We start from the raw sequence: 8,906 nt of genomic DNA, 5'->3' as shown, positions 1-8,906 counted from the left end.
GAAAATCTAATAGTCGGGGGTTGCTATTTCATAGAGTAATAGAACAAGCGATGAGTCGGGAACCTATCACTAACAAAAAAGTACTTGCAAATAAGGCATAGTAATAGTTACATTGTGGTGGCAAGAAGTAAATACCCTAGATTCTTTATGGTTTTGTATTATATTAAAAATACTTGAATTTAATTTAAAATTTATTTCAAATTGTCCCCGTACATTTAATATTGTATCATATAAACGTTCGTAATTGTTATTTACTACATAGCCTCTTGAACCTTCAAACATGCCGTTGATACCATTAGTGTATGTAGTTTCAGTTGTATAAAATATTGGATTATTAATTTTCATGTCTTTTCCTAATAATGGAATTTGTATCATATTGCTATTTTTTAATTTAATCAAAAGTTGTAAATCAATAATTTTAAAAGTGTCTAATGGTAAAAAAAAATAAATGCCTACTTTTTCCGGAACGTATCCACCCATATTTATAAAAGCATTATTTGCAGATATATTGAATCCGTTATAATTTGTATCTATATCAAAAGTAAGACTATCATTAACATATAATTTTATAAACGTATTATATACATTTCCTTGTTGTCCCTTTATACAATTTATTGATATAATAATTAAAAAAATAATTAAAAAAGTACGCATATAGAGTTTTTAAATTATTTAATTGTAAAATTATAATTTTTCAGTATGATGGTTCATATATTAATGCTTATTATAATATTTGTTGTTCTTTAAGTTTAGCATTTGCAACATTTACAGCAAACTCAAAAAACAATTTGACGGCTTTTGTAAATTTAAATTGACTGCCAGTTCGCTTCAAAACATTTTTCTTATGCCAAGTATCAATGAAAGTGTCAAAGTTTGCAACAGAAGTCTTTTCTAAAATATCCCATCGTGAGGATTGCTTCAAAAGTTGCTCAGTCTCAATTATATCAAAGGTTGCTAACTCAATTAAATCTCTAAAATTTTTACCACTATAATCCAACTCTCTACAAAGCATAGCAAGAAACAAAGTAAAATCTCTTGTTCGTTTTTCAGTAACTTCTTTTGAAGATAAGTAAGCAAACTCAGAATCAATGCATAATTCAAAGCCATACGATTCTTTGAAAAATTCCTTGTATTCATCATCTTGTGTTTGGATTGTACCAAACAAAGGATTAGGGTAAATAATAAATCTACCGTCCAAAAGATTACTTACAATTTCCTTGTGGTCACTCGGATAACTTCTCATATATTTTGACTTTAGGCATTTTTAATATGGCATCGGAAAGTTGAATCTCAAACCTTGTTTCGTCTTCATATTCTACAATTAAATCTTCTTCCAAAATTATGTTTGAAACAATGAAATATTTTGATAATGTTATGTTATCAGTATGTTCTTTTAAAGAATTAAAACACCATTGATAGAAGTTGCTTACTTCTTTTTCTTTCAATAATAGTTCTTTGAAATAACTTGCATCTGGTAGCCATTCTATTTCTTCAGTTTCTTCTTCGTATAAAATCTCAGGAGTTTGATAGTTGAATTGGTCAATATAAAATTCTGCATCACTGCTAAATGTTTTTGACATTACATTGCCCTTTGTTCTTCTTAATAAATCAGGCAATGGTATAATATAGTTTTCTGGTTGGTCAATATTTTCAATAAAATGATAAAATCCGCTTAAAAAAATTGAATCACTTTTAATCCTTTCTAATAATGGCAATAGTTCTCTTGTTAGTTTGCTAAGTGTTTGATCTAATTCTGTCTTTGCATTTACTGCACACGCATATAGTTTTTCAAATTCTCTTTTTAATTTGTAAGTATCTGCTAAAATCCTTTTTTCACTTGTATAGCGTTGGATTTGAATAATTGCATTTACCACAGAGTTTGGATGGTCTTTGTCAAGTATGCTATTTAATGGAATAATGTATTCATCAATCCAATAATTTGCCTTTTGAATTCTGATTGTTAAATCAGAATGGTTTTCAGCATTAACTTTTAATGATTCTGTATCTCTCAACAAGCGGAAGGTCTGTCCCTCAATATCATTCAGGAATTTCTCAACTACTTTAATAATTTCCTGAATTAAAAGAATGATTTTATTTTCATTTAATTCTATTTGTAAGTTTGTGAAATGGCTAAAAATAGCTTGATACCTATTCTTCAAAGTTTCTGGTAAGTCCAAAATAAAGTCATCAAAAATAAACTCCAAAAAGGTTGTGTAGTTTCCGTTCAGTTTATATTCGCCAGTTGGAAGTTGTCTGCAAAATTTTAAGTCAGTAGTTATTTTAGAAAGGGAAATTTTACTCTCACTACTTGTATTATATTCGTTAATTAGGTTGTGAAACTTATCAGAATCAATAATAAAATCAGGCTTACTTGAACTAAAAGCCAATTGAGCAAACTCATAGTGTGTCAACAAAAATCTTAATATGTCTTTTCCCGAAAGATTTAAATTACTCATTTGAATAATGCCTGTTGTTCTACAAAATGTCCAGTTTTAAAAATATCAGTTCTGATTTTCACAACAATTTCTTCTTCACATTCCAAAACGCTTTTGCTTGGTTGTTGCTCTCTTCCATGTTTTGTTTTAATGGTTCTTGATTTGGTTGTTAAAAGGATTTCGTAATTATTTGGAACAAAAAGTCTGGCGTTTTCAAAAACGCTTTTCACAAGTAAGTAATTATGCAAACCTTTAAAATCGTAATCTGGAAACACTAAAACTTCTTTAACGTTCATTTTTTTTATTACAGATTTCCCAATACCTCCATAAGTATGAATAAACACATAATCATTACTGATTACTTGTTCAGCTAAAAGATATGAATCTAAATTCTCTACAAAACAAACTTTGTTTGCTTCTAAAGTTTTCAAAGTAGCTGAAAATGTGCCGTAAGAATCTGAATATTTTTTCAGATCAGTTTCAATTCCATTAAGTAAAACACTTTTTTGTCCTCTTATTAAAATCACATTTTGGCTTTCTCTTTTTCCTGCCTTTGTATTTCTTAAGGAGTTTACATTACCAATTGCAGTATAAACATTTTCAGTTTCGCCCGGAAATTTATCTGCAAAATATCTTTCCAATGCTTCTTTATTCTTTGTATAAAAGCAACCCCCTCCTGTAATAGATGGCAAATACTCAATAAAGCCACCTGTTATCAACGTATTGAAATCGCCAGTTTGTTTTATAGAAGCACCGATCATAGAAGCACTGATTTTGCCTTCGATTAAAATTTTCTTGACAAAGTTTTTAAATGTTTTAGTCTGCATTTCTATATGTTACTGGAAAAGATTGTAATTCTCCAAATGTGATTTTAGGTTTCTGATTTTTTATTATAATAAGAGGCTCTTTAATCATATAATATTTCTGTATGCCTTCTACTTTTCTTGGTGCTGCAAAAACTGGAATGAAATTGTGTTCTTTACAAAATTGATTTAAGTACTTTACATTTTTTTGTCCGATTGCATCTAACTCGTCAATATAAATAACAATTTTGTTTTCAGGTGTTGAATGTACCAAGTCTTTCAATATATTCAAGAATAAATATAATTTTAAAACAATGTTGGTTCCCTTTGATTGAACTTGCTTGGACAAATCGATTTCCTCCGTTTCTCCAGTGACCTTTGTTATTTCAACTTTAATAGTAAATAGGTTGTAAATATCAATTGGCTTACCATTGCTTTCTGTTAATTGTCTTTCAAGTGCTTTCTTACTTTCATTATATGAATTGTCAAAATCAAAACCATTTGAAAATTTTAATTTTGAAATTTTGTCCAAGTCTTTAATAAGTTCATCGTTTTCATAAATTTTTACTTTAACACTTTGAATATTTGAAACGGGATATTCAGCTAATTTGCTATTGTAACTTTTATAAACAAATGTTTTGAAATCGTTGAATGAGGTAAGAAAAGAAAATGTAGGACTACCAATTTCATAAGAGAGTGTGTCTAATAAATTACTTATCACTTTATCCATTTGAGGAACGTTGTTTATTTCTTCTTCAACTTCTCTGATAAATTTTTTAATATCTTGAATGTCCTTTTTTAGCTTAAGATTAATTGTATCTTTCAAATCCTTTCTTCGCTCCCTTGTTCCATCAATACCTGCAAAGACTTGATATATTTTAGAAAACTTATCGTAAATTTTTTCAAATGGCTCGTCTAAAATTTCTTCTATCTCATAGATGTCATTTCTATCATTAAAATTTTGATATTGGATTCTGAATTTTTTCAAATCGTCTTCATATTTCTGCTTTTCTTTCTTCTTTTGTTCAAAAACCTCATTTTCCTTTTTTATTTCATCATCTTTTTTACCTATTTTTATTTGAGTTTCGTTAACTGATTTTGGCAAGGTTATGTTTATTAAAGTTCCATTTTCATCCTTTTTTAAAAGAAGATTTGGTTTGTTTTTTATCTTTTCAATAAAAACATTTGTTACGGCAATAGATTTTTTGAGAACATCAATACTTTCTTGCAGAGTATCTCTGTTTTTAATTGCACTTAATTGAATTTTCTTTTCCGATAGTTCTTTTTTCTTTGTTCCAACTTCTTCTTGGAGTTCTTTAATCGTTGGCAATTTCTGAATATCAATACTACTAACATCAATTTTGCTATCAAAAAAAGTCAAAGGAAAATCTGCTTTATTGATATTCTTTTTGATTTTTGATTTATCAAGTTTGGCAACATCACCACTCAAATAAGAATATGCCTTTCTTATAATTTCCGGGTCTGTAGAAATGTTTTGATAAAGTAAATTGTCAAACTGTTTAATGGAATTTTCTTGTTTTACAATTTCTCCCTCCAAAGTTTTAATTGTCTTTTCAACTTCTGTGAGTGTGAATTTACTTCTTTTTAATTGTGTAAGTTGTGCTTCGAGTTCTATTCTTTGTTTTTCTTCATTTTTTGTCTTAGCAATAAGACCTTGAAACAACAAGTTATCTTCTGTTGGTTCATAATTCTCAATTTCTTTTAATTGCTTTTCAATTTCAATATTGTCTTTTTCTGCTGTTTCGAGTTGTGAATTGAAATTTGCTTTTTCAGTAATTAAAGCATCCCTTTCATTTTTAAGTGTAATATCTATTTTTGTTTCAAGATCTTTTATAGAAATTGTAAGCAAGCTATTAATAGCTGTTTTTTCTGACAACTCTTTTTCAACTACATTAAATTTTTTAATGAATGTATTTTTCAGTTTACCTAAAACTATTTCTTCACTTATGAATGTATTATTTAAGAGTACCAGTTTCTCAAAGTCAAGCTTTACAGCTAATAGATTATCTAAATGGTTTTTCTTTTTTTCAAACTCATTTATTTTATCATAGCTGGAACTGGTAAACACATTCAGTGAAACATCTTGCTTATTGTCGGCAATTAACAAAGCGTTTTTAAATGATTTTTCATTTATCTCACTTGTTTTAATTAGATGCTTGTATATATCAGTAAAGCTATTAGAAAGAGATCTGCCCTTTCTTTTAACTTCTCTCTTAATCCAAACAACTGGATTTTTGTTTTTGTCGGAATTGTAAACAAGGTTATATAAATCTTCACCCTTTAATAAAGTAGGCGGGTCCGTTGGATTGTCGTTTGTGAGTTCCTGTAAAATTTTCTCCCACTTTTTTACCTTGAAACCATCTGCTGATGTTTGAATAAAAAAATTCTCTTTATATTCTCCATTTATCTTATAATACTCAATTGTGTTTTCTGGTGTAGCTTTTACTAAAATGCAATAATAACCGTTTTTAAAAATCTCAAACACAATAAAACTATGTATGCTTGTACCATCAAAATAGTGCTTCATTGAATCAGATAATCTTCTGTTATCTTCAAATCGCATTTGGTCTTTATCTGTGATGTAAAGAAAATTTAGAGTATTTAGGAATGAACTTTTTCCTACATTATTTTCAGCAGTTATTTGAATATTGGCGTTGTCACCAATATATATACTTGCCTTAGCAAATAACTCTGAATTAATTATTGCAATTCTATTTAGCATTATTGGTTGTTGAAAAGTTAATCAAATATAATGATAACTGTTGATATTGAGAACAAATAAAAGTGATGTAAAAAAGTTGAGTTTTATAGTCGAATTTAGCGAGTATTTTTACAATAGACCTCTTAATGTGAAATATTTGTTTTTAATTATTATAGTATCATATTATCTACTTCTTAATTTTATCTGAATTGAAATTTTTCACGATTTTCATATATAATTTATTAAAGTTTTTAGTAAAATTCACATAAGAAATCTCTGGATCTATTAAATCAGTAACTAATGTTTTAACACCCTCAATTGAATATGATTGATCTGGCTTTTCATAATGGCAACTATTTGTATTATATTGATTAGTCGATTTTTCAAAATCTTCAATTTTATCATTCAGAAATTTTTTGAAAAACTTTTTCAATTGCCTTATATTTGAAACACGTAAATTGTTATGTAGTAAAAAATCAAATATTTCATTTGATTTTTCAGAAAAATAATTTTTGATAATAATATTATCAAAATCCTTTAACTTATTCTCCAATCTACTTTTCCATTCTAATCTTGAAGTAATTCTATTTGCATAAAATGCTATTTCAATTTGTTCAATTACCAGATATATACCTAATACTGCTAAAGTAAGGCTATGAATATCTTTATAACTTAAGAAAGTATTAAAAAAAGTTTTTACTCCTTCAAATGAACAATCTGATTTTAATGAAAATACTTCTCTAAAACTATTGACTATACAGATTAAGCTAATGAAACCTGAAAAATAAATAAGAAATATTAATATCTTTTTTAATACACGTACCATAGTTATTCAATTATATGTAAGCCGGGCATTTCAATATAATATAAATTAAATATTTCTTTTTCTTTTTTAATAAAAAAAGTCAATTCAACATTGTTATAGAAATTACTGTTAGTTAAATATTTTCTTGTTTCGTTATCTGGAAACTCAGCATTTAACTCAATAATTGGCAACTTTTGATATAATGAAATAAATTGCAATAAATTAAATGAATCCGTCTTAGAAGAACCATTTATATTCTTCAATTTTAATTCAATGGAAGTTTCACTAAAAACTTGAGCCCATTCATCAGGTTGTTTGTCTATATGAGATTTCAAAATAATTTTTATTATTTTCAAGTAAGAAAAATTATAGTCAATTCTGATTATTTTTTTATTTTTTTCTTTAGTAAAAACAATCTCTTTTAATTTTAGATTATCCATGTTTTGGTTATTTTATTATCATTTTCTGGTTTAATTTCAATAAAGATACGCAACTCATCAATAAGTGTAACATTTTCATCATACAATTTGAATAAAAGTATAGGCATATAATTTTCAGACACATAAAAGTATAAAACTTTTAGCAATAAAAAAATATTTCGCTCAATCTTGCTCATTTTTATTCAAGAATTATCAATTTTTTTCATCCATTTTCAAGCACTTTCATTTTTCATCATTTTCATTCACGAATTTTCAAGAATCATCAAGCGCACTTTCACGCTGCCAGAACTTTGTAGACATAAACGCCCGCCATCGGGAAAAACTACAAAGAAATGTCACACAACGATCAAAATTCAGTCATAACAACATTCTCCGGTATCTTCGGAGGAGTTGGTAAAGCCTTATCAAACTATAATGTATTTGCAAGTATCTCCCTGCAAGGTGTGTTCGAAGTTGCTTTTTATGCAGCCATTTCAGCCCTTGTTGGCTTTGGAGTAAAAGTTCTCATTGATTACATCAAAAACCAAATTCGCAAATGAAAACCTTTTTCAAAATAACCATTCTTGGAGGTATTGCCTACGGTGTTTACCGACTGTTCGGGATGAAACGAGTTTCCGACAAAATGGTAACATCCTTATCAAATTCCAGAATTCACAAGATTGATTTTAAAGGAATAGCCATCCGTACGGAAATTAATGTTTCCAATCCTACCAAAACAACTATGAAAATTACCAAGCCATTTGTTACACTTACCACCAAAGGAAAATACATTACCAGTACCACACCGGAAAATAAAGAATTTACCATTAATCCACTTACAGACACAAAAATTGATACCATAGAAATTGTAGTGCCCTGGACTATACTTGCAGGTTATATTTATGGTATTATAGGTAAAATCCCTCAAATCCTTGCAGCTTTCAAGACAAAAGATTTAGCAGCTGTAGGACAGGCTCTTTCCATTCCTCTTGAGATGAAATATTCTCTTTACGCCAACGGACTTTCTTACGAATCTGAACCTACCAAAATCGTATGAGTAATATTTATTCCATACAATCCATCACCAGCGGTTATCGCCCTATCAGGGACGGTAAACAGTTCGACCAGTTATTCGGTTTGCCGGAAGAAAAAGACAGGATTGTAATAAAAGACGGTGAAGTGGATGATACTGTTGAACTGATGAAAAAAGTTGTATGGAAATACCTTTCCGATACAAAGAAAATAGCACCCTACCTTAAAGGAAAAACCCTTGAAGAAACCTGCCGGAATATCTGGAACTTTCTCTACAACCATATACAATATAAGTTAGATAAACGAGGATTGGAGCAACTTCGCAGACCCTGCCGGAGCTGGACGGAAAGATCCACCGGAATAGACTGTGATTGCTTCTCAATCTTCGTTTCCTCGATTCTGACAAATCTCCAGATACCACATAAGTTCCGCATAACAAAGTACGATAGTGAAGTGTACCAGCATGTTTACGTTGTTGTACCCAAAGAAAACGGACAGGGAGAATACATCATTGACTGTGTGTTATCACGCTTCAATCACGAAAAACCATTCACTAAAAATAAAGATTTTACTATGAGCCTCAACGGAATTAATGTAGCTGTTCTTTCAGGTATCACATCCAATGTAATGGATTTGGTGAACGACCTCGAAGGAATTGAAAATTTGGGAGCAGACAACGAACAGGAACGT

Annotated in this window: 10 protein-coding genes; 3 read left to right on the top strand and 7 right to left on the bottom strand. The window is 29.0% G+C overall.

All coding sequences use genetic code 11. From position 1 onward, the window contains the following. Positions 1-69: 69 nt before the first annotated feature. From HY951_03210 to HY951_03180, 7 genes are all read right to left on the bottom strand, one after another. Positions 70-654 (bottom strand): hypothetical protein, encoded by a 585-nt coding sequence (locus HY951_03210; GenBank protein MBI5539040.1) that lies wholly within the window; start codon positions 652-654, stop codon positions 70-72. A 70-nt stretch (positions 655-724) separates the two neighbouring features. Further along, entirely contained in the window at positions 725-1,243 is a 519-nt protein-coding gene (locus HY951_03205) for a hypothetical protein (GenBank protein ID MBI5539039.1), read from the bottom strand. Next, on the bottom strand, positions 1,224-2,456 hold the full coding sequence (locus tag HY951_03200) for a hypothetical protein (protein MBI5539038.1): 1,233 nt from the start codon (positions 2,454-2,456) through the stop codon (positions 1,224-1,226). The genes HY951_03205 and HY951_03200 overlap by 20 nt, the downstream gene beginning before the upstream one ends. Further along, the gene (locus tag HY951_03195) at positions 2,453-3,196 is read right to left on the bottom strand and encodes a hypothetical protein (GenBank protein ID MBI5539037.1); all 744 of its coding nucleotides are present in this window, start codon (positions 3,194-3,196) and stop codon (positions 2,453-2,455) included. The genes HY951_03200 and HY951_03195 overlap by 4 nt, the downstream gene beginning before the upstream one ends. Before the next feature lie 55 nt (positions 3,197-3,251). Beyond that, positions 3,252-5,981, bottom strand: coding sequence for a hypothetical protein (locus tag HY951_03190; GenBank protein MBI5539036.1), 2,730 nt, complete (start codon positions 5,979-5,981; stop codon positions 3,252-3,254). Between the two features lie 166 nt (positions 5,982-6,147). Continuing rightward, on the bottom strand, positions 6,148-6,786 hold the full coding sequence (locus HY951_03185; GenBank protein ID MBI5539035.1) for a hypothetical protein: 639 nt from the start codon (positions 6,784-6,786) through the stop codon (positions 6,148-6,150). A 2-nt stretch (positions 6,787-6,788) separates the two neighbouring features. Then, the gene (locus HY951_03180; protein ID MBI5539034.1) at positions 6,789-7,205 is read right to left on the bottom strand and encodes a hypothetical protein; all 417 of its coding nucleotides are present in this window, start codon (positions 7,203-7,205) and stop codon (positions 6,789-6,791) included. A gap of 332 nt (positions 7,206-7,537) precedes the next feature. On the opposite strand from HY951_03180, the gene HY951_03175 reads away from it, so the two are divergent. From HY951_03175 to HY951_03165, 3 genes are all read left to right on the top strand, one after another. Further along, positions 7,538-7,744, top strand: coding sequence for a hypothetical protein (locus tag HY951_03175; protein MBI5539033.1), 207 nt, complete (start codon positions 7,538-7,540; stop codon positions 7,742-7,744). Positions 7,745-7,806: 62 nt separating this feature from the next. Then, complete coding sequence (locus HY951_03170) at positions 7,807-8,241, top strand: hypothetical protein (GenBank protein ID MBI5539032.1); 435 nt, start codon at positions 7,807-7,809, stop codon at positions 8,239-8,241. Continuing rightward, a partial coding sequence (locus HY951_03165) for a hypothetical protein (protein ID MBI5539031.1) occupies positions 8,238-8,906 on the top strand: 669 nt, incomplete at its 3' end. The genes HY951_03170 and HY951_03165, both read left to right, overlap by 4 nt.

The organism is Bacteroidia bacterium, from assembly GCA_016218155.1.
GTDB lineage: Bacteria > Bacteroidota > Bacteroidia > Bacteroidales > GWA2-32-17 > GWA2-32-17.
The sequence above is the reverse complement of the archived record's forward strand: the minus strand, read 5'-3'. Positions and strand labels throughout refer to the sequence as shown.